This window comes from Kitasatospora sp. NPDC048407 (assembly GCF_043200475.1).
Lineage (GTDB): Bacteria > Actinomycetota > Actinomycetes > Streptomycetales > Streptomycetaceae > Kitasatospora.
In genome coordinates, this window is sequence record NZ_JBICXW010000013.1 from 145,828 (window position 1) to 164,456 (window position 18,629).

An 18,629-nucleotide genomic window follows, 5' to 3' on the forward strand; every position below is an offset into this window, starting at 1 on the left:
GTCAGGGCGTCGGCCAGGTCAGGAAGCCGGTGTCGCGGGCCCGGGTGGGCGCGGCCGGACGGGCGGGCGGGGCGAAGCCGCCGCCGCGGACGGTGCGCAGCACGGTCCGCAGCAGTCGGGCCGGGCGGACGGCCGCGAGCTCCGCGACCCGCCCCCGGGCCAGCCAGTTGCGCTCCGCGGCCGGGAGCTCGGGCGGCAAGTCGTCGGCGTCGCACGGTGGTTGACCGGCGAGCGCGGCCAGGTGCAGGGCGGCGGCGTGGCGGGGCAGCAGGCCCATGGTGCGCACCCGCAGCCGGGGGCCGGCGTGTTCCCGTCCCCGGCGGAACAGCTCCAGCCCGGCGGGCGAGGCGTCGTGCAGCACGTGCACCACCGCGCCCTCCGCCCGTTCCAGCGCGGCCAGCAGCCGGGCGTCCAGCGGCAGCCGTTCCGGAGTGAGGATCGGGCAAGCGCCTTCCAGGTGCAGGCGGTTGGCGAGCAGCATCGCGGCGATCGCCGGATCCTGGCAGACCAGCAGCCGGGGGAACGCGTAGTCGTACAGGTCGCCCTCCGGTCCCGGCCGGTGCGGGCGGGGCGCCACCAGGTCGGGCAGTACCGGTAGTTGGGGCTGCCGGGCGAGCGAGGCCGCGAAGCGCTCCGCCGACAGCAGCGGCCGGGTGGTGTAGCGCAGGCGGTGCGGGCCGCGGTGCAGCGGCAGCAGCGTGCGGTCCGTCTCGTAGTACAACTGCCGTGCGGTGAAGGCGAGATGGCCCGGATGCGCGCAGCGTTCGGCGGCCCGCCGGACGGCCAGGTCGAGCAGCCGGTCGGGTATCGGGATCAACCCGCGTCCCTCCGTCATCGGGCACCGTCCGCGGGCAGGGCCGACGGGGCGTCGGCGGCCGGGGGCGGCGCGGGCAGGGCCGACGGGGCGTCGGCGGCCGGGGGCGGCGCGGGCAGGGCCTGCGGCCAGGTGAGGAAGCCGATCCGCTGGGCGCGGCGCCGGGTCTCGGCCGCCGTTGCGGGGTCGGCGAGGGCCCGTTGGACGGCCTTCTCGGCCAGGGCGAACAGCTTCGGTGGCGGCATGGCGATCAGCGGCGAGTGCCAGCCGACCGTCAGCCAGTCGCGTTCCCGGCCGGTCAGCCGCTGCCAGCCCGGGGAGGCCGCCAGCGCCGCCGGAGCCGGCGATCCCGTCCAGTCGCGCAGCCGCACCGCCTTCGCGGGTTCGAACACCGCGCGCGGTAGCAGTCCGCAGTCCACCACCCGGCGCCCGGGCAGCGCGGCCCGGACCGCCACCGTCCGGGCCAGCGCCGACAGCGACAGGTCGCGCAGCACCGCGACCGGCAGCGCGGCCGGGACGTTCGCCAACTCGTCCACCAGCAGCACCTGGTGGCGTTCGGCGAACTCGTTGGCGCGCAGGAAGCCCGCCACGGACGGGAGTTCGCACAGCAGTACGGCCCGGGCCTCGACGGTGCCGGGTTTCGGGTCGGCCGGCGGGTGCTGCAACAGCCCGTCCGGCAGCCGGAGGTAGACCTCCCGCCAGCGGTCGATGATTTGGTACTGGAACCAGGTCGGCGTCAGCCGCGGATGCAGCGGAGCCCCGGCCCGCGTGCGCCACGCCCGGTGGAAATCGCGCATCGCACGCGTGGCCGCGGCCGCCGCGCAGAAGCCCAGGAAGAGGAACCAGGACTCGTTGTCGATGCCCGCCGCCACCGAACCGGCCGCCACCGCGCACACCGCGGCGACGGTGCCGATCACGAGGTGCTTGCGGTGCTCCTTCGGGCCCGGAAACCCGTACAGACGACGCTCGTTGAGCCAGTACAGCTGCTCCACGGTGATCCGCAGGCCGCCGCCGGTGCCCTTGGCCACCAGCTCCCGGAACTTGAGGTCGTGCAGCCGCCCGGGCTCCGACTTCGGGTCCAGCGCGAACGTCCGGCGGCAGCGCGAGCAGCGGTGCCCGTGCCGTTCGCGCCGGCCCACGCTCTCCCGGCAGTGCGGACAGATCACCGCGCACCGCCCGGCGGCCAGGTGAGGAAGCCGATCCGTTCGGCGCGCCGCCGGGTCTCGGCCGGAGTCTCCGCGGCAGGGGCAGGTACGGCGACGGCCCGTTCGACGGCCTTCTCGACCAGGGCGAGCAGCTTCGGTGGCGGCAGGGTGATCAGCGGCGAGTGCCAGCCGTTCGCCAGCCAGTTGCGCTCCCGGTCGGCCAGCCGCCGCCAGCCCGGCGAGGCGCCCAGGGCCGACGGCGCCCGGCGCGGCCCCGCGTTGTCGCGCAGCCGGACCGCCTTGGCCGGTGCGAGCACCGTGCGCGGCAGCAGCCCGCAGTCCACCACCCGCCGCCCGGGAAGCGCTTCCCGGACCGCCACCGTGCGGGCCAGCGCCCTCAGCGACAGATCACGCAGCACCACGACCGGCAGAGCGGCCGGGACGTTCGCCAACTCGTCGACCAGCAGCACCCGGTGGCGCTCCGCGAAGTTGTTGGTGCGCAGGAAGGCCGCCACCGACGGGAGTTCGCACAGCACCACGGCCTGCGCCTTGACCGTCGTCGGCTTCGCACCGATCGGCGGGTGCTCCACCAGCCCGGCCGGCAGCTCGCGGTAGACCTCGCGCCACCGGCCGATCACCCGGCGCTCGAAATCGGTCAAGGACACCTGCGGCCGCAACGGGGCATCGGACCGGAGCCGCCCCGCGCCCCGGAACTGCTGCACTGCCAGGCTCGCGGCGACCAGCGTGACCGGGCCCAGCAGGAACCAGGCGAAACTGCCGATCCCGATGGTCAGCGAGCCGGTGATCACCGCGATCACCACCAGCACGGCGCCGCCCACGACGCTCCCGGCGCGCTCCTCGCCGCCCGGAAAGCGGTGCAGGCGGCGCTCGTTGAGCCAGTACAGCTGTTCCACGGTGATCCGTAGGTCGCCGGTGGTCCCCTTGGCCACCAGCTCGCGGAACTTGAGGTCGTGCAGCCGGCCCGGCTCCACCTTCGGGTCCAGCGCGAACTTGCTCTTGCAGTGCGAGCAGGTGTGTCCGGTGCGCTCGCGCTGGCGTCGGTCGGTCCGGCAGTTCGGACAGATCATCGGGCGTTCTCCCGGGTCGGGGCGTGCTCGATCGGAGAGTTGGTCGGCGAGGCGGTCGAAGTGGTGGGCGAAGCCGGCAAGGCGGTCGAAGTGGTGGGCGAAGCCGGCAAGGCGGTCGAAGTGGTGGGCGAAGCGGGCGAGATGGCCGAAGTGGTGGGCGTGGTCGGCGTCTTCGACGGCGCCGACGGCGCCGACGTCACCGGGAGTCCTCGAGGGCCGCCGCGATCCGGTGCAGCCGGTGCGCCAGTCGCTCCCGCACGGTCACCGTACCCATCCGCTGACGGGACGTCACCTCCCGTAGCGCAGCGGCGAGTTCGCGCTCGCCGCGCTGCTCGGCGACCTCGGCGGTGATCGCGTAGTCCTCGTGGTCGATGCCGTAGCCGGTGTTCGCGGCGAGGATCGCGAGCCGGTCGTCGCTGCGGTTGCCGAACGAGTGCGGCATCAGCTCGGGGATCCGGATCAGCGTGCCCGGCGCCAGGTCGACGGCCACCACCCGGCGGCGGCGCGCGTCGTACAGCCCGCAGGACGCCGGGCCGAGCGCCAGCACCAGGTGCTCACCGCCGTGCGCGTGCGGGGTGAACGCGGTGTGCGGCGCGACCAGGCCCAGCTTGTAGGTGGCGTTCGACGGGCGTTCCGGCGAGGTCGCCGCGTCGCCGATGAAGTAGTGCGCGTACTGCTGGTCGTCGATGAAACGCAACAGCCCGCTGTCCGGGTCCTGCGGCCCGAGTTCCCGCACCCCCGCCCGGTCGGCCCGCAGCACCCGCCCGTCCGGGCGCAGCCGGAACAGCTCGGCGCCGTCCGGCAGCGCGGACGCCTGTCGTTCCAGGCTGCGCAGCCCCCCGCGTATCGACACTCGCGACTCCCTCGTCGGTGCTCGCGGTGATGCTACCCGGGCTGCCGGGTGCGCTGACCGGCGCCATACTCGAACAAATGCTGAACTCTGCGGAGGTGAGAGCCATGCCCGCGACTGCTGCCGGAGCCTCGGGACCTCGTCCGGTGCGGGGGACGTACGCCTGGCTGACCGAAAAGCACAACTCTTCGCTGGTTTTCCTGCTGGCCCTCTCGCTGGGCCTGGCCCTGGTCGCCCCGCAGGTGACCGAACTCTGGTTGCTGATCGTGTTCTCGGTGGTGTGGGGCGCGACCATCGTGGCCTTCGTCTCGCAGTTCTGGGGCCGCCACGAACACGCCCACCCGCACCATCAGGCCCGCCACGCGGCGTGATCACCGATGGGTGCAGGTCCGGCGCCGCCGGACCACGCAGCGCGTTCTCAGCTGCCGGACCACACCGTGGTGATGTTGCAGAACTCGCGGATGCCGTGACCGGACAACTCCCGCCCGTAGCCGGAGCGCTTGATCCCGCCGAACGGGAACGCCGGGTGGGAGGCCGTCATCCCGTTGAAGAACACGCCGCCCGCGCGCAGGTCGCGCACGCAGCGCTCCCGGTCGGTCTCGTCGCGTGTCCAGACGTTGGAACTCAGGCCGAACGGTGAGTCGTTGGCGATCGCCACCGCCTCGTCCAGGTCGGCGGCCCGGTACACGGTGGCGACGGGGCCGAACGCCTCGTCGTGGTGGATCTTCATCCGCGGCGTGATGCCGGTCAGCACCGTCGGCAGGTAGTACCAGCCGTCCGTCAGCGCCGGGTCGTCCGGCCGCTCGCCGCCGCAGGTGACGCTCGCGCCGTGCCGGACGGCGTCGGAGACCAGCTCCTCCAGGTCGGTGCGGCCCTGCTCGGTGGCGATCGGGCCGACCTCGGTGGCGTCCGCCATCGGGTCGCCGACCACGAGGTCCCGCATCCGGGCGGTGAAACCGGCCAGGAACTGGTCGTAGACGTCGGTGTGCACGATGAAACGCTTCGCCGCGATGCAGGACTGGCCGTTGTTCTGCACCCGGGCCGTCACCGCCTTCGCGACCGCGGCCCGCACGTCCGCCGACGGCAGCACCAGGAACGGGTCGCTGCCGCCCAGTTCGAGGACGGTCTTCTTCACCTCGTCGCCGGCCACCCGTGCCACCGCACGGCCCGCACCCTCGCTGCCGGTCAGCGTCACCGCCGTCACCCGCTCGTCCCGGATCACCGCCTCCACCGCGCGGGACGGGATCAGCAGCGTCTGGAAGCACCCCTGCGGGAACCCGGCGCGGGCGAACAGCTCCTCCAGCGCGAGCGCCGTGCGCGGCACGTTCGACGCGTGCTTCAGCAGCCCGACGTTGCCGGCCATCAGCGCGGGTGCGGCGAACCGGATCACCTGCCAGAACGGGAAGTTCCACGGCATCACCGCCAGCACCGGGCCGAGCGGCCGGTAGCGGACGAACGCCGACGCGCCACCGGAGTCCGAGATGTCGGCCGCCGCCGGATGCTCGTCGGCGAGCAGCGCCTGCGCGTGGTCCGCGTACCAGTGCATCGACTTCGCGCACTTGGCGGCCTCGGCGCGGGCCTGGGCCAGTGGCTTGCCCATCTCCAGTGTCATGGTGCGGGCGATCTCCTCGTTGCTCTTCTCCAGCAACTCGGCTGCCCGGTGCATCAGTTCGGTGCGCTGCGGGAACGCGCTCAGCCGCCAGGACTCGAACGCGGACTGGGCGCGTGCCAACCGGGCTTCCACGCCTGCTTCGTCCAGCGGATCGAAGACCTCGACGGTACGGCCGTCGGCCGGATTGACGGTGGCGATGGGCATCGGAAAACCACTCCTCCTTCGATGCCGCCCGGCCTCTTCCGGGCGGGGGCGGACCTCGAAGGGAGCGAGGAGGTGGAGACAGGAATCGAACCTATGTAAGCGGCCCTGCAAGCCGCTGCCTCGCCGCTCGGCCACTCCACCGGGCTCCCTCGCGTGACTCAAAAACTAGCGGGAGATGCCGCTGAACTGCGGCGCGACGCACCGGCGTGTCGGGCAATTCGCCGAAATCGTCCGCCTGTTGAGGCGCTTCCGGGTCGGGCCGGTGTGATCACCTTTTGATCGACGGTGGGGTGGCCGCCTCACGCCGGGCGATTACCCTGGGCGGCGTGCAGATCGACGACCTGAAGCGGCTCCGCAAGGCCCGCGACACCATGGACCGCGACTACGCCGAACCGCTCGACGTCGCGGCGCTGGCCAAGGTCGCGCTGATGTCGGTCGGCCACTTCCAGCGCAGCTTCCGCGCCGCGTACGGCGAGACGCCGTACAGCTACCTGATGACCCGGCGGATCGAGCGGGCGAAGACACTGCTGCGGCGCGGCGACCTGTCCGTCACCGAGGTCTGCATGGCCGTCGGCTGTACCTCGCTCGGGTCCTTCAGCACCCGCTTCACCGAACTGGTCGGCGAGAGCCCCAGCGCCTACCGGGCCCGCGACCACAGCGCCGCCGAGCACATCACCGCGTGCGTCGCGATGTACCTGACCCGCCCGATCCGCGGCACCGACACCGGCCGGCCGGGCAGCGCGGTCGCCAGTCGTACCGGCGCCGACGCGGCGAAGCCGATCAGGAACGGAGAAGCGGAAGCGGGCGCCGGTCAGTAGCGTCGGGGTCATGGACATCAAGCTTTCGCAGTGCTTCATCGCCGTCGACGACCACGACGCCGCGCTCGGCTTCTACCGGGACGCGCTCGGGCTGGAGGTGCGCAACGACGTCGGCTTCGAGGGGATGCGCTGGGTGACCCTCGGCTCGGCCTCCCAGCCCGACGTGGAGGTCGTGCTGGAACCCCCCGTCGCCGACCCGGGCGCCACCGACGCCGACCGGCAGGCCGCCGCCGAACTGCTCGCCAAGGGCCTGCTGCGCGCCGTCAACTTCCGTACCGCCGACTGCGATGCGACGTTCGAGAAGATCCGGGCCACCGGTGCGGACGTGCTCCAGGAACCGATGGACCAGCCGTATGGGGTGCGCGACTGCGCGTTCCGCGACCCGGCGGGCAACATGGTTCGCTTCGCCCAGCCGCGCCGCTGACCCTTCTGGGGATGGTTGCCGCCGGGGAGAGGCCCTGGCGGCAGCCATCCGCGTGCTGACGGAACCGGTCAGCCCGCGATCAGCGGGTAGTGGTCGGACAGGTCGGTGTAGGTGTACGAGGTGCCCCAGCTGCTGACCGTCCACGGCGCGCTGTGGAAGCGGTGCACGGTGTTGGTGTACTGCGCCGGGCGGGCGTGGTCGGCGCGGTAGAGGACGTAGTCGAGGTCCTCCTTCGGCTCGCCGGGGTAGCGGTAGGCGGCGATCGAGTTGTCGACCGTGTCGAAGGAGTTCGCCCAGCCGTCCCGGGTGCTCGCCGGGGCCAGGCCGCCGTTGGAGAGCAGCGCCGGGTACTCGCTGCCGTGCGAGTCGATGTTCAGGTCGCCGGCCACCACGATCGGCTCGCTCGCCGGGATCTGCTTGGCGTCCAGGAACGCCTTCATCGCGCGCAGCTGCTTGCCCCGGATGTCGGCGGCCTGGCCGCTGGAGCAGCCCGAGTCGGTGGACTGCAGGTGGGTGCCGACCACGTGGGTGCGCTGCCCGTTCACGTTGATCTGCGCGTAGACGAACCCCTTGTTGGACCACCAGTCCGAGCCGCACGCGTCCTTGAACACGTACTGCTCCTTGCGCAGGATCGGCCACTTGCTGAGCAGCGCCACCCCGCCGTCCTCCGGCGTGGTGCTGCTGTAGCTGCCGGAGGTGGCGTCCCACCCGCTGGTGGAGCGGCCGACCACCGGCGTGTGGTACGGGTACGCGGCCGAGGCCTTCGACACCAGGGCGTCGGAGGTGGCGTTGTCGAAGGCCTCCTGCAGCACCACCACGTCGTGGCCCTGGAAGAAGTCCGCGCCCGCGATGGCCTGCGCCCGGTAGGCCTGGCCCCAGTTGGGGTAAAGGTTGGTGCTCATCAGGAAGGTGTTGTAGGTGAGCACGTTCAGCGGGGCGACGGTGAGCGGCGCGCTCTCGGCGTGCGCGGCGGCCTGAGGAACCGTCAACAGGGCTGCGGCGGCGGCGAGTACAGCGGCGAGGCGGGTGGTGCGGGTGGCGGGCATGGAGGCTCCGGGGGTGTGGGGCGATCGATGTTGTGCAGTCAACTCGGGCCTTCGTGACGCGGACAAGACACCGGGCGGCGGGTGGGTGAACTCGACCGAAACACCCCCTACCGACGGGTAGAAAACGGCCGCTGCGACAGGTGTCAACCATCGGTTGACACCCCCCAACTGTCAACCTAAGGTTGCCTCATGGCTGACACCTCTGGAGTGAAGACCTCCATCCGGCTCGACGACCTGATCGAGGGCATCAAGAAGTCGTACCCCGAAGCGCTCGACCAGCTGTCCAACGCCGTCCTGGTCGCCGACCACCTCGGCGACATCGCCGACCACCTGATCGGCCACTTCGTCGACCAGGCCCGCCGCTCCGGCGCGTCCTGGACGGACATCGGCCGCAGCATGGGCGTCACCCGTCAGGCCGCCCAGAAGCGCTTCGTCCCCAAGGACCCCGGCGAGGTCCGCGAGATCGACACCGCGCAGGGCTTCAACCGCTTCACCCCCCGCGCCCGCAACGTGGTGGTCGTCTCCCACCAGGCCGCCAAGGACACCGGCAGCCCCGAGATCCGCCCCGAGCACCTGGTGCTCGGCATGCTCGCCGAACCCGAGGGCCTCGGCACCGCCTACATCGTCGGCCGGGGCATCACCCTGGACGCCGTCCGCGAGGCCGCCCTCGCCGCCCTCCCGCCCGCCGCCGAGGACGTCCCCGCCCTCATCCCCTACGACGCGGGCGCCAAGAAGGTCCTCGAACTCTCCATGCGCGAGGCCCTCCGCCTCGGCCACAACTACGTCGGCACCGAACACCTCCTGCTCGCCCTCCTCGAACACGAGGCCGGCGCCGGCATCCTCACCGACCTCGGCCTCGACAAGACCGCCGCCGAGGCCGCCCTCCTCGAGGTCCTCGCCCAACTCACCCAGGACGCCTGACCGTTCAAGACCCGGCGGGCCCGCCCAGAACGAGGGGCGGGCCCGCCGTCGCGGTCACCGCGATCGCTCGGAGTGGACGCTCAACGCGGCGGCAACGGCCTGGACCCGAAGTTCTGTCAGATGGTCGACGATTGCGGCGAGGGTGCCGGACGCGGGCGCCTCGGTCGGCCGCGCCATGTCGGGCAGGTGGTACGGAGTGGTCTCCTCGACGGCGGGAGGAAGGGGCTCGGCCTTGCGGAGGATGCGCATGGCCGCCCTCCGGGAACGTGTTGCCCGCTACACCTGATACTTCGTGTGTGGGGGTGGCGGGTTGGCCGGGCCGGGCGGCGGTGGGGGTGCGCCGCCCATGCCGGTCGGTTTGCCGGACGGGGATTTCTGCGGGGCCACGGTGTTTCTCCTCGGAGCGGTCGGCGGTGGTGGGCGGGGCCGCCGGTGAAGGTACGGTCATCTGCTGACTGCCCGACTGCGGTCCCTGCTATGCGAGTTGGGTGGCCGATTCGCCGGGGCGGGGCGGCGTCCGGTCGAGGGTGGGTGGCTCCCAGACGTGGTGGCGCAGGATCGCCCGGAGCGTCGGCCCCGGGGGCATCAGCGGCATCGCGGTGTTGCGGACCGCCACCGCGAGCGGGTGCGACAGTCTCGGCCCCATCCGTCCCGCCTGCCGGGCCGCCCGGGCGACGGCCTGGGCGCGCGGGCGGCGCACCGCGTCGTACCGGGAGAGTGCGGACGGCAGGTCGGGCGCGCCGGCGACGGCGGCCGCCAGGGTCACCGCGTCCTCCAGCGCCTGGCAGGCGCCCTGGCCCAGGTGCGGGGTCATCGCGTGCGCCGCGTCGCCGAGCAGCGCGACCCGGCCGACCGTGAACGTCGGTAGCGGGGTGCGCAGTTCGCGCAGGTCGTGGTGGAGTACGGCGTCCGGCGGGGTGGCCGCGAGCAGTTCCGGGATCGGCTCGTGCCAGTCGCCGAAGCGCGAGCGCAACTCGGCCAGCGGATCGGCGAACCGGGTGCCGGGCGGCAGCGGAAGGACGGCGTGCCACTCGGCCCGGCCGTCCGGCAGCACGATGTGGCCGAACTCCGCGCCGCGACCCCAGGTCAGTTCGAACTCGCCGTCCAGCGCCACCGGTTGATCGGTGATCGCGCGCAGCACGGCCGCACCGGTGGCCACCGCGCCGGGGTGCTCCGGCAGCAGCAGGCCGCGCAGCCGACTGCCGACGCCGTCCGCCGCGACCACCAGGTCGGCGTACCGCGTGCCGTCCGAGCAGCCGACCCGGACCTGCCCAGGCCTGTTCTGCCCAGGCCTGTTCTGCCCAGGCCTGTTCTGCCCAGGCCCGTTCTGCGCTGGTTCGTTCTGCCCAGGCCCGTCCTGCCCCGGCCCGTCCTGGTCGATCGTCAGCGCGCGGACGCCGATCAGCAGCGACTCGGCGGGCAGCGCGGCCCGCAGCAGCCGGTGCAGGTCGGCGCGGGCGATGCCGACGATCGGGCTGCCCACCGCGCGCTCCAGCGCGGCCCCGTCCATCCGGGCCAGCCAACGCCCGTCCGGCCTGCGGGTGCCGCCCCGGTACTGACCGTGCGAGGCGGCCCGGACCGCTTCGCCCGCGCCGAGCTCGTCCAGCACCCGCAGCCCGTTCGCGGCCAGCGAGATCGCCGCCCCGGCGTCGTCCGGCACCTCGGAACGCTCCAGCACCGTCACGTCCCAGCCGACCCGGCGCAGTCCGAGCGCGGCCGCCAAGCCGCCGATCCCGCCACCGACCACCACCGCAGTACCGCGCACCGTCGAACCCCCAGTTCTTCTACAGATGTAGAAAGGACGGTAGCGGAGCTTACGGGCCCGCCCACGGCGGGGTGTTAGATGAGGGCATGGCCACCGACCGACGCACCCTGCTCGCCGACGCCGCCCTCGGCGTCCTCGCCGACCAGGGCATCCGCGGCCTCACCCACCGCGCCGTCGACCGCGCGGCCGCCCTGCCCGACGGCACCACCTCCGCCTACTACCGCACCCGCGCCGCGCTGCTCACCGCGCTGGTCCGGCGGCTGGTCGAACTCGACCAGCACGAACTGGAGTTGACCGCCGCACAGGCCGCCGCACAGGCCGCCGCGCCGCGTACCGCCGCCGACCTCGTCGACGGCCTCGCGCTGCTCGCCCACCACCGGCTCACCGGCGACGGCCGCCGCCGCTCGCTCGCCCGGTACGCCTGCGTGCTGGAGAGCGTCCGCGACCCGGAACTGCGCGAGATCCTCACCCCGCGCGAGAACACCGGCCGGGAGCTCGTCCGCCACTTCCTCGCCGCGCACCGCGTCCGCGACGTCGAGGACCGCGCGCTCACCCTGCTCGCCGGCTTCGACGGGCTGGTGCTGGACGGGCTGGTGCGCGGAGAGACCCTCCGGCGCGAGGCGCTGGAGGGCCTGGTCGCGGCGGCCCTGCGGCCGTAATTCCGCTAGGAGTTGGCTGCCCACTGGTGGGCGGTGCCCTGGTGGAGGGCGGCGTAGACGCGGTCGCGCAGGGTGTTGGCGTCGCTGTCGGTGAGGGTGCGGTGGAGGTGGCGCAGGACCACCTTGACCAGCAGGTTGTGCTGGTCGGGACGGGCCCCGAGGCGGGTCAGGGCCTGCGGGGGAAGGGCGTGGCACGGGGTGGTGGAGAGGATCTCGACGGCCTCCACGCAGTCCGCGTCCGCGCCGAGCGCGTCGCGGACCCGGTCGCCGAGGTCCTCCGCCAGGTCGACGCGGTCCACCGCGATGGACAGGTCGCGGCGGATCGCCGGCAGCGCGGAGACCGGACGGTACGGGGCGAGATCGGTCAACTGGGCGGCCACCGCCGGGTCGGTGGAGCGCAGGATCCGGATGTCCGGGATCCCCTTGACCAGCATCAGCACCCGGTCCAGCCCCATCCCGAGCGCCAGCCCGCTCCACTCCGGCCCCAGCCCGGCGCCCGCCAGCACCTCCGGGTGGGCGAGCCCGCACTCCGCGATCTCCACCCACTCGCCGCCGAGGTTCACGTCCAACTGCCGCCCCGCCAGCGTGTACGGATGCACGCGGTCCTCGGTGCGGTACTCCGCGCCGGGCAGCAGGGCGTCGGCCAGGGCGGCGATCATTTCGGTCAAGTCGGCGGGTGTGGTGGGCAGTTGGCGGCGGGTGAGGTACCAGAGGTCGAGCTGGTGCGGGGTGCCGGTGTGCAGCCGGTCGATGCTGTCGCGGCGGTGCACCAGGCCCGGGCAGACCAGCAGGACGGACTCGGCGGCCGGGTCCGCCGCGAGGGCGCGCAGGGCGCCGGGGACGAGTGCGCTGGAGTGGCTGCGCAGCATGCGGCGGTCGTCCACGTAGCGGGTGTAGCGGGTGTCCCGAGTGACGTCGTCGGCACGGTAGTTGAGGTGGTCGTAGTTGTCGGCGACGGTGACGATCCGATCGCCGCGGTGCACCCGCACCGGGCAGGACCAGTGCCGGGCCAGCGCGTCGGCGGCCCGATCCACCAGGAGCTGCACGCCGTGCGGCCCGGCGGCCGGATCGGTCAGATCGCGGACGGCCAGATCACGGGCGAGCTGATCGGCGGACAGCGGACGGGGAGAGGAAGCGGGCAGAGCGGACATGACGGGCCTCCGGGCCTGAGCAGGGGATTCGAGGGGGAACACACACCCCCCGGCCCCTGGGCGCAACCCGCCGCCCGGGACCGACCCGCTCAGCCGGACTGCGTCACCGGCGCGGCGAAAACCGACCCCAGCGGCACCCATCGGGAGCCGGGGGGCCACTAAATCGGCGAGAGATCGCTACGACGGCCACGGGCAGAGCTTAGATGCCCCGGCCCGGCCGCCCGCAACCGGTTTTTCTGCTCCCTGCCCCCGAGGCGACGCGGCACCGGCGACCGCCTTGCGCCTTCGCGCGTCGGCGCCGCACATGCGGGCTGACGCCTCCTCAGTTCCCAGCGCTCGGTGCAGCTGTTGGTGGCGGGACGGGCCTGGTACGGTTCCCCCGTCGCATTTGAACGCGTTCAATAATGGGGGGAACATGGAAGCCGTAGACACCACGGAGCGGCCGGATCCGGTACCGCGGGCGGCGCGGTTCACGGCGGTGCTGGCGGTGCTGTGTGCCGCACCGGTCGTGCTCTGGGTGGTCCTCATCGACGCGCGGGCCATAGAAGGCCCGCTGGTGCTCGGCGCCCTGACCACCGCCGTGCCGCTGTTCGCCCGGGAGGCCGCCAACTTCTGGACCGGCTGCGTGATCATCGGTTGGGTGCTGTTCGCCGTCTCCGTTCTCGGCTGCATGTTCGGGATGTTCCTGCTGGTGCCGGCGAGCATCGTCCTTCTCGCCGCGGCAACCCAGGCCGATCCCCAGGCCCCACGACTGCCGATGCACGTCGCCATCGTGATCACGGCCGCAACCCTGGGGTTCGTCTGCTGGGTGTTCGGGCAGGGCTGAACCGCCCTGCTCTTCCGCGAGCCGGACACTCTCTTCGCGAACGTCCAGGAGGGCGGCCCCCTCCTGGGTGGGAGGCACATCGTCCCGAGTGCCCCGGAACTCGGCCACGGCGCCGTCAACCTGAACCGGGGACCTGCCAGGCGTCGGCCAGGATCTGCAACCAGCAGGCCCCGAACTGCCACTGACCACCGACGGGCCGACACGCGGAGCGGCGGCCGACCTGGCCGAGGCTGTCCGTGCCGACGAACCCGTCCCCGACGGCGTGGCCCACCCGGACTCCCCGGAGCCCGTGGGCCACTGAATCGGCGGGAGGTCGCTACGCCGGCCACCCGCAGAGCTCGGACACCCCGGCCCGGCCGCCCGCAACCGGTTTCCGCACGGGTCGGCCGGCCGGCCGTTCGGTACCCTTCGGCATGCACTTCACCTCCGGTGGGACGGGCGGCCAGCGCCTTGACGACGCCGCAATGGCGCAGCTCGATCTCGGCAACAACGTCCGGGGATTCCTGCCGGGCGCGGCCGACACGCAGGGAGCGGCCGAGCTGTTCTTCCGGGCCGGCTGGCGGGTGCGCCGGTCGGGCTGGACCGAGTTCGGGGTCGAGCGCGAGTTCGCGGAGCTTGAGCTGACGCCGGGGGAGCCCGTGCTGTTCAGCGGGTACGTCGACCCGGAGCGTGTCGCCGAGCTGCTGGCGGCGCTGGGGGAGACGGGGCTGTCCTTCCGGCTCGAGTTCGAGGATCGCGAGGGGCGTGAGCACGTCCATCACTCGGCCGGCCGGTGCGGCTGACAGTCGTCGAAGGTCCCAATGTGGCGGCGCTTAAGCCGAGTTGAAGGGGTCGCCCCTACCGTCGAGCGGTGCTGACGCGATGCGGGAGCTGGGTGCGCCGGAATCCGGCGCTGGGGGCGGTGGGGGGCGCGGCCGTCTGGCAGGCGACGATCGTGGTGGTGGCGAAGGCGCTACCGCCGCTGGATCCGGGGTGGTTCCCGCAACTCGGGCCGACCGTCGCCAACTTGGCGGGCGCGGCGGCGATGCTGGTGCTGCTCCGGGCCTGGGGGCTGCTGGCGGCCGGCGGGGTCACGAGCCTTGGGGCGACGACGCGTTGGGTGGTGCTGCTGCCACTGGTGGCGCTCGCGGGGCTGGCGGCGCTGCCCGGGATCGAGGGGAGTACAGCCACCCTGGTGGGCGGCGTGGTGCTGATGCTCAGTGTCGGGGTCAGCGAGGAACTGAGCAGCAGGGCACTGGTGTTGGAGGTCGCACGGCCGCTGGGTCGGGTGCCCGCGGTGGTGCTGACGGCGGTGCTGTTCGGGGTCGGGCACCTCGGCAACTGGCTGTTCTTCGGCTCGCCCCTGGGCAATACGCTGTGGCAGGTGCTGGAGGCCGGTGCGTTCGGCTTCTGCCTGTGCGGCGCGCGCCTGTACATCGGGAGCATCTGGCCGCTGGCGCTGGTGCACGCGCTGTCCGACTACCTGGAGATCTACTCGCCGGGGAAGACACCCGACTGGCTTCAGGCGGTGACCGCGGTCGTCGACCTGGGCCTGGGCCTGGTGCTGCTGCTCCGGGCCCCCGAGGCTCCTGCGCCTGCCCGTGGGTCGTAGGCTCGGCATCTTCGATCGGCGGGAGGCGCGGGGAATGACGGACAAGCAGGCCGGGGTCGGGCAGGCGTACGACGCGGTCGCGGAGCTGTACGCGACCATGTTCACGGGTGAACTCGCCAGCCGGAGCGATGAGTTGGCGTTGATGGGGGAGCTGGTCGCGGCGCCGCCCGTGGCAGCCGACGGGCTGCCCGTCGGAGACCTCGGCTGCGGCCCGGGCGAGGCGACGGCGCTGCTCGGCGGGCTCGGGATCCGCGCCGTCGGGCTCGACCTGTCGGCCGGGATGCTGGCCCAGGCCCGGCGCCGCCACCCCGGGGAGAGTTTCGTCCGCGGCTCGCTGCTCTCCCTCCCGTTCGCCGACGCGAGCCTCGGCGCGGTGCTCGCCCGCTACTCGCTGATCCACCTCCCGCCCGCCGAAGTCCCGTACGCCCTCGCCGAGTTGCGCCGCGTCCTGGCCCCGGGCGGCCGCCTGCTGCTCGGCCTCTTCGCTGCCGACCCCACCCTCGGCGACACCGACCACCCCGTCCCCTTCGACCACAAGGTCACCACCGCCCACCGCTGGCCGCTCGACACCCTCGCCGCCCTGCTGTCCGAGGCCGGCCTCACCGAGACCGCCCGCAGCGTCCGCCAACCCGGCCCGGGCGAGCGCTTCCCGCAGGCGGCCCTGCTGGCGGAGGTCGCGTCCTGACGGCCTCTGATCTGCGTGCGGCATCGCCGGCCCGCCGGGCCGTTCATGGCCCGCGCCCGCGCAGCGTCGATCACCGCGGTCAGGGGGGCCGGCCGTCGGGGGGCGTGCCACACGAACGGGGCCTCGACGGTGGGTGACGCCGTATCGGTGTCGATGGACAGACGCATCGTCCGACCGCTGCCGGCATCGGTGGCGGTGACAACGCGGTACGCGTGACGGGGATCCGGGAGCGCGAGCGGGCCGTTCGGGAATGTGCCGATTCTCAGCCCTGAACGAGAACTCTTCGGCGCGGGGACGGACCAGGGGCGCCGCGTCAGACCACCGCCGGGAGCGGACGGACCGCGAGCGTTCGGCCGATGGCATGACGTCCCGGGCCCGGACACATCGTCGGACGGCGCCGGCGGAACGCAGAGGGGACACGACCTCCCGGTCCGGTGAGGCGGATCCGTTCCCCAGGAGCACGGAGCACACATGTCGACGGAGCAGAGCACAGCCACCATGCCGCAGGTGGCGATGACACTGGCGGCGATCGCCGCGACCGGGGCCACGCCGCGTCCCTCGGGCGAGACGGTGGCGGAGCAGCAGGAACGCATCTCCCTGGGCGTCAGTGAGCAGCTGGCTGCGCCCTCCCTCGCGACCGGGAACGACTGGTTCCTGAGGTGGCTGGCGCTGAGCCCGGACAACGCGAACATGGCGTTCCTGGCCGCGAGTCGCTCCTCCAACGCGTTCGCGGTGGTCCTGCGCGGCACGGTCGCCAATGTCACCGACCTGCTGGAGGATCTCGGCGTGGGCACGGTGGTGCCGTTCACCGCCGTCGGCTCGCCACCGGCCCCGGTGTCCGTCTCCAAGGGGGCGATGGAGGCGTTCACCCAGGTCGTCACCATGACGGCGGGGGGCACCACCCTGGTGCAGGCACTCGCCGACGCCCTGGCGGGGGCCGCGTCGAACCCCACCGTCCACGTGATCGGTCATAGTCTGGGCGGCTGCCTCGCCACCATGGTCGCGCCCTACCTCCAGGCACAGACCTGGCAGGGCGTCACCCCGAAGTTCGCCCTGTACACCTTCGCCGCCCCCACCGCCGGCGGCCCGGACTTCGTGAAGTACGTCAACTCCCTGAGCTGGGTCGCCAACGAGCGCTACTTCAACGCCTGGGACCTGGTGCCGCAGGCCTGGACCTCGCTCGACGACGCGAAGAAGTGGTACCCCCATCCGCCCGGCCCGGAGGCGAACGAGGACGTCAAGGCCGTGATCACGGCGATCGCCGCGCTGCCCGGGCCGCACGGCTACGCCCAGCCGGGCACGCCGAACCAGTTGCACCCGGACTACCAGAGCGACTACGACCACGTCATGGTCAAGAAGACGCTCCAGGACTTCATGGGCCAGGTCGCCTTCCAGCACGCGAACCCCACCTACCTGGGTCTGCTCGGCGCCCCCGACGTGCTGTCCGGCCCGGTGGTGCGGGCCGTCAGCAGCAACGCCGGCAAGGCCGGCAGTGCGGTCGTCATCGCCGGCAGCGGTTTCGGCGCGGGCACGGCGGTCGACTTCGGCACCGTCCCCTGTCAGGACCCGGTCGTCAGCGGCGACGGCACCGCGATCAGCGTCCTCGCGCCGCCCGGTGCGGGCGTGGTCGCCGTCCGGGTCACCACCAACCTGGGCACCTCGCCGGCCGTTCCGTTCGGCCAGTTCGCCTACGGCGGACCCGCCCCGGTGGTGGTCACCGGCATCGACCCGGACAGCGGGCGGAAGGGCCACTCCGTCACCATCACCGGCGTCAACTTCTGTTCCGACGCCCAGGTCTTCTTCGGCGACAACCCTTCCCCGTCCGTCCGGATCAAGCGCACCGGTGCGCCCAGCGAGCTCGTCGCCACCGCACCCGACCCGACCACCGGCGCCGGCAAGCCCCGCACCATCGATGTCACCGTCGTGTCGAACGGCTACTCGTCCCCGACCGGCCCGGTGAGCGAGTTCACCTACAAGGAACTGTGAGGCGGCGGCAGGGGCCTCAGTCGACCCAGCCCCGGCGGTGGGCCTGCCAGCCGAGTTGGATGCGGGTGTCGGCGCGGGCGAGGGACATCAGGCGGCTGATGCGGCGCTGGACGGTGCGCAGGCCGAGGCTGAGTTGTTTGGCGACGGCGGGGTCGGTGGCGCCGGAGAGGAGGAGGGCGAGGATGCGGCGGTCGGTCTCGTCGGGGTCGCCGGCGGGGGCGGGGCCGACGACGAGGGTGCGGCCGAGGGGGTGGGCCCACTCCCAGGTCTGTTCGAACAGGACGGTGAAGACGGTGACCAGCGCGGGGGCGCGGACCACCAGGGCGACGGGGTCGGAGGCGGAGGCGGTGAGCGGGACGAGGGCGAGTGAACGGTCCGCGATGATCAGCTTGGTGGGGACCTGCTCGACGACCCGGATCTGCTGCTGACGGTCCATCGCCTCGAACAGCGGGTGCGCGGCGCCCGGTTCGTCCAGGGCGCGGCGCTCCAGCACCACCCGGTAGCCGACGCCGCGTTCGACGGCCGCCGACTCGGCGCCGGTCTCGTCGGCGGCGACCACCTGGTGGCGGCCCGTCACCAGCGCGAGCAGTTCGTGCTCCGCGCCGGCCTGAAGTTGCGTGACGCGATGGCTGATGGCGGCGCGCCCGGCCACCACCTCGATCAGGTCGCGGTGCGCCTGGCCCTCCCGGGCGGTCGCCGAACGGTAGGCCTCGGTGAGGGTGGAGGCCGTCAACTCGGCCTCCCGCAGGGCGTGTCGCTGGCCGGTGAGCAGGGCTTCGAGGGCGACGGCCGGGGGAGCGGCGGTGTAGCGGCGGCCCGCGCCGGGGGCCACCAGCCCGCAGGCCTGGAGCAGTTCGAGCGAGCCGGTCGGTACGGGGCCGCAGCGGGCGGCCAGTTCGGCGCGGGTCGCGGGACCGTGGGCCACCAGGTGGGTGTAGACCCGCTCGGCGTGCTCGTCCAGACCTATCGCCGACAGCATCCGCGCTCCGTTCGCCGTACTCAGGGCCGCCGCCCGTGCCGCTCGCACCGCTCGCGAAGGCGGTG

At 73.0% G+C, this 18,629-nt stretch carries 20 protein-coding genes and 1 tRNA gene; 10 read left to right on the forward strand and 11 right to left on the reverse strand.

All coding sequences use genetic code 11. The features are described from left to right. Nucleotide 1: 1 nt before the first annotated feature. From ACGFWJ_RS23595 to ACGFWJ_RS23610, 4 genes are all read right to left on the reverse strand, one after another. Complete coding sequence (locus tag ACGFWJ_RS23595) at nucleotides 2–835, reverse strand: hypothetical protein (RefSeq protein WP_392952792.1); 834 nt, start codon at nucleotides 833–835, stop codon at nucleotides 2–4. Further along, nucleotides 832–1,980, reverse strand: coding sequence for a hypothetical protein (locus ACGFWJ_RS23600; RefSeq protein WP_392952794.1), 1,149 nt, complete (start codon nucleotides 1,978–1,980; stop codon nucleotides 832–834). Before ACGFWJ_RS23600 ends, ACGFWJ_RS23595 begins: the two co-directional genes overlap by 4 nt. Further along, complete coding sequence (locus ACGFWJ_RS23605; protein ID WP_392952796.1) at nucleotides 1,977–3,047, reverse strand: hypothetical protein; 1,071 nt, start codon at nucleotides 3,045–3,047, stop codon at nucleotides 1,977–1,979. The genes ACGFWJ_RS23600 and ACGFWJ_RS23605 overlap by 4 nt, the downstream gene beginning before the upstream one ends. Before the next feature lie 196 nt (nucleotides 3,048–3,243). Further along, nucleotides 3,244–3,900 (reverse strand): cupin domain-containing protein, encoded by a 657-nt coding sequence (locus tag ACGFWJ_RS23610; RefSeq protein ID WP_392952798.1) that lies wholly within the window; start codon nucleotides 3,898–3,900, stop codon nucleotides 3,244–3,246. Nucleotides 3,901–4,004: 104 nt separating this feature from the next. On the opposite strand from ACGFWJ_RS23610, the gene ACGFWJ_RS23615 reads away from it, so the two are divergent. Then, complete coding sequence (locus ACGFWJ_RS23615) at nucleotides 4,005–4,268, forward strand: hypothetical protein (protein ID WP_392952801.1); 264 nt, start codon at nucleotides 4,005–4,007, stop codon at nucleotides 4,266–4,268. 47 nt (nucleotides 4,269–4,315) lie between these two features. Here the strand turns inward: ACGFWJ_RS23615 and ACGFWJ_RS23620 are convergent, their stop codons facing one another. Together ACGFWJ_RS23620 and ACGFWJ_RS23625 are read right to left on the reverse strand one after the other, a co-directional pair. Continuing rightward, a complete protein-coding gene (locus ACGFWJ_RS23620; RefSeq protein WP_392952804.1) occupies nucleotides 4,316–5,713 on the reverse strand; it encodes an NADP-dependent succinic semialdehyde dehydrogenase in 1,398 nt (465 codons plus the stop codon). Nucleotides 5,714–5,783: 70 nt separating this feature from the next. After that, nucleotides 5,784–5,854, reverse strand: a tRNA-Cys gene (locus ACGFWJ_RS23625). A 230-nt stretch (nucleotides 5,855–6,084) separates the two neighbouring features. Here ACGFWJ_RS23625 and ACGFWJ_RS23630 point away from each other — a divergent pair. Both ACGFWJ_RS23630 and ACGFWJ_RS23635 read left to right on the forward strand, forming a co-directional pair. Continuing rightward, on the forward strand, nucleotides 6,085–6,531 hold the full coding sequence (locus ACGFWJ_RS23630) for a helix-turn-helix transcriptional regulator (protein ID WP_387643028.1): 447 nt from the start codon (nucleotides 6,085–6,087) through the stop codon (nucleotides 6,529–6,531). Between the two features lie 10 nt (nucleotides 6,532–6,541). After that, nucleotides 6,542–6,955, forward strand: coding sequence for a VOC family protein (locus tag ACGFWJ_RS23635; RefSeq protein ID WP_387642332.1), 414 nt, complete (start codon nucleotides 6,542–6,544; stop codon nucleotides 6,953–6,955). A 68-nt stretch (nucleotides 6,956–7,023) separates the two neighbouring features. On the opposite strand, the gene sph is transcribed toward ACGFWJ_RS23635, so the two are convergent. After that, a complete protein-coding gene (gene sph / locus ACGFWJ_RS23640; RefSeq protein WP_392952807.1) occupies nucleotides 7,024–8,001 on the reverse strand; it encodes a sphingomyelin phosphodiesterase in 978 nt (325 codons plus the stop codon). Nucleotides 8,002–8,190: 189 nt separating this feature from the next. On the opposite strand from sph, the gene ACGFWJ_RS23645 reads away from it, so the two are divergent. Further along, nucleotides 8,191–8,922 (forward strand): Clp protease N-terminal domain-containing protein, encoded by a 732-nt coding sequence (locus tag ACGFWJ_RS23645; RefSeq protein WP_392952810.1) that lies wholly within the window; start codon nucleotides 8,191–8,193, stop codon nucleotides 8,920–8,922. A 54-nt stretch (nucleotides 8,923–8,976) separates the two neighbouring features. Here ACGFWJ_RS23645 and ACGFWJ_RS23650 read toward each other — a convergent pair whose 3' ends face one another. Beyond that, nucleotides 8,977–9,171 (reverse strand): hypothetical protein, encoded by a 195-nt coding sequence (locus ACGFWJ_RS23650; RefSeq protein WP_392952813.1) that lies wholly within the window; start codon nucleotides 9,169–9,171, stop codon nucleotides 8,977–8,979. Between the two features lie 226 nt (nucleotides 9,172–9,397). Next, nucleotides 9,398–10,687 carry an FAD-dependent monooxygenase gene (locus ACGFWJ_RS23655; RefSeq protein WP_392952815.1) on the reverse strand — a complete coding sequence of 430 codons (1,290 nt, stop codon included), beginning with the start codon at nucleotides 10,685–10,687 and terminating at the stop codon, nucleotides 9,398–9,400. Between the two features lie 86 nt (nucleotides 10,688–10,773). Between ACGFWJ_RS23655 and ACGFWJ_RS23660 the strand changes: the two genes are divergently transcribed. Next, nucleotides 10,774–11,346 (forward strand): TetR/AcrR family transcriptional regulator, encoded by a 573-nt coding sequence (locus ACGFWJ_RS23660; RefSeq protein WP_392952818.1) that lies wholly within the window; start codon nucleotides 10,774–10,776, stop codon nucleotides 11,344–11,346. A gap of 5 nt (nucleotides 11,347–11,351) precedes the next feature. Here ACGFWJ_RS23660 and ACGFWJ_RS23665 read toward each other — a convergent pair whose 3' ends face one another. After that, on the reverse strand, nucleotides 11,352–12,497 hold the full coding sequence (locus ACGFWJ_RS23665) for a hypothetical protein (RefSeq protein ID WP_392952821.1): 1,146 nt from the start codon (nucleotides 12,495–12,497) through the stop codon (nucleotides 11,352–11,354). 415 nt (nucleotides 12,498–12,912) lie between these two features. Here ACGFWJ_RS23665 and ACGFWJ_RS23670 point away from each other — a divergent pair, with 415 nt between their 5' ends. From ACGFWJ_RS23670 to ACGFWJ_RS23690, 5 genes are all read left to right on the forward strand, one after another. Further along, entirely contained in the window at nucleotides 12,913–13,323 is a 411-nt protein-coding gene (locus ACGFWJ_RS23670; RefSeq protein WP_392952823.1) for a hypothetical protein, read from the forward strand. A 413-nt stretch (nucleotides 13,324–13,736) separates the two neighbouring features. Beyond that, on the forward strand, nucleotides 13,737–14,105 hold the full coding sequence (locus ACGFWJ_RS23675; RefSeq protein ID WP_392952826.1) for a hypothetical protein: 369 nt from the start codon (nucleotides 13,737–13,739) through the stop codon (nucleotides 14,103–14,105). Nucleotides 14,106–14,173: 68 nt separating this feature from the next. Then, nucleotides 14,174–14,914, forward strand: coding sequence for a CPBP family intramembrane glutamic endopeptidase (locus ACGFWJ_RS23680; protein WP_392952829.1), 741 nt, complete (start codon nucleotides 14,174–14,176; stop codon nucleotides 14,912–14,914). 34 nt (nucleotides 14,915–14,948) lie between these two features. Next, nucleotides 14,949–15,599 carry a class I SAM-dependent methyltransferase gene (locus ACGFWJ_RS23685; RefSeq protein WP_392952832.1) on the forward strand — a complete coding sequence of 217 codons (651 nt, stop codon included), beginning with the start codon at nucleotides 14,949–14,951 and terminating at the stop codon, nucleotides 15,597–15,599. Between the two features lie 471 nt (nucleotides 15,600–16,070). Then, complete coding sequence (locus tag ACGFWJ_RS23690) at nucleotides 16,071–17,585, forward strand: IPT/TIG domain-containing protein (RefSeq protein ID WP_392952835.1); 1,515 nt, start codon at nucleotides 16,071–16,073, stop codon at nucleotides 17,583–17,585. 16 nt (nucleotides 17,586–17,601) lie between these two features. On the opposite strand, the gene ACGFWJ_RS23695 is transcribed toward ACGFWJ_RS23690, so the two are convergent. Then, nucleotides 17,602–18,564 (reverse strand): helix-turn-helix transcriptional regulator, encoded by a 963-nt coding sequence (locus ACGFWJ_RS23695; protein WP_387642295.1) that lies wholly within the window; start codon nucleotides 18,562–18,564, stop codon nucleotides 17,602–17,604. Between the last annotated feature and the right edge of the window lie 65 nt (nucleotides 18,565–18,629).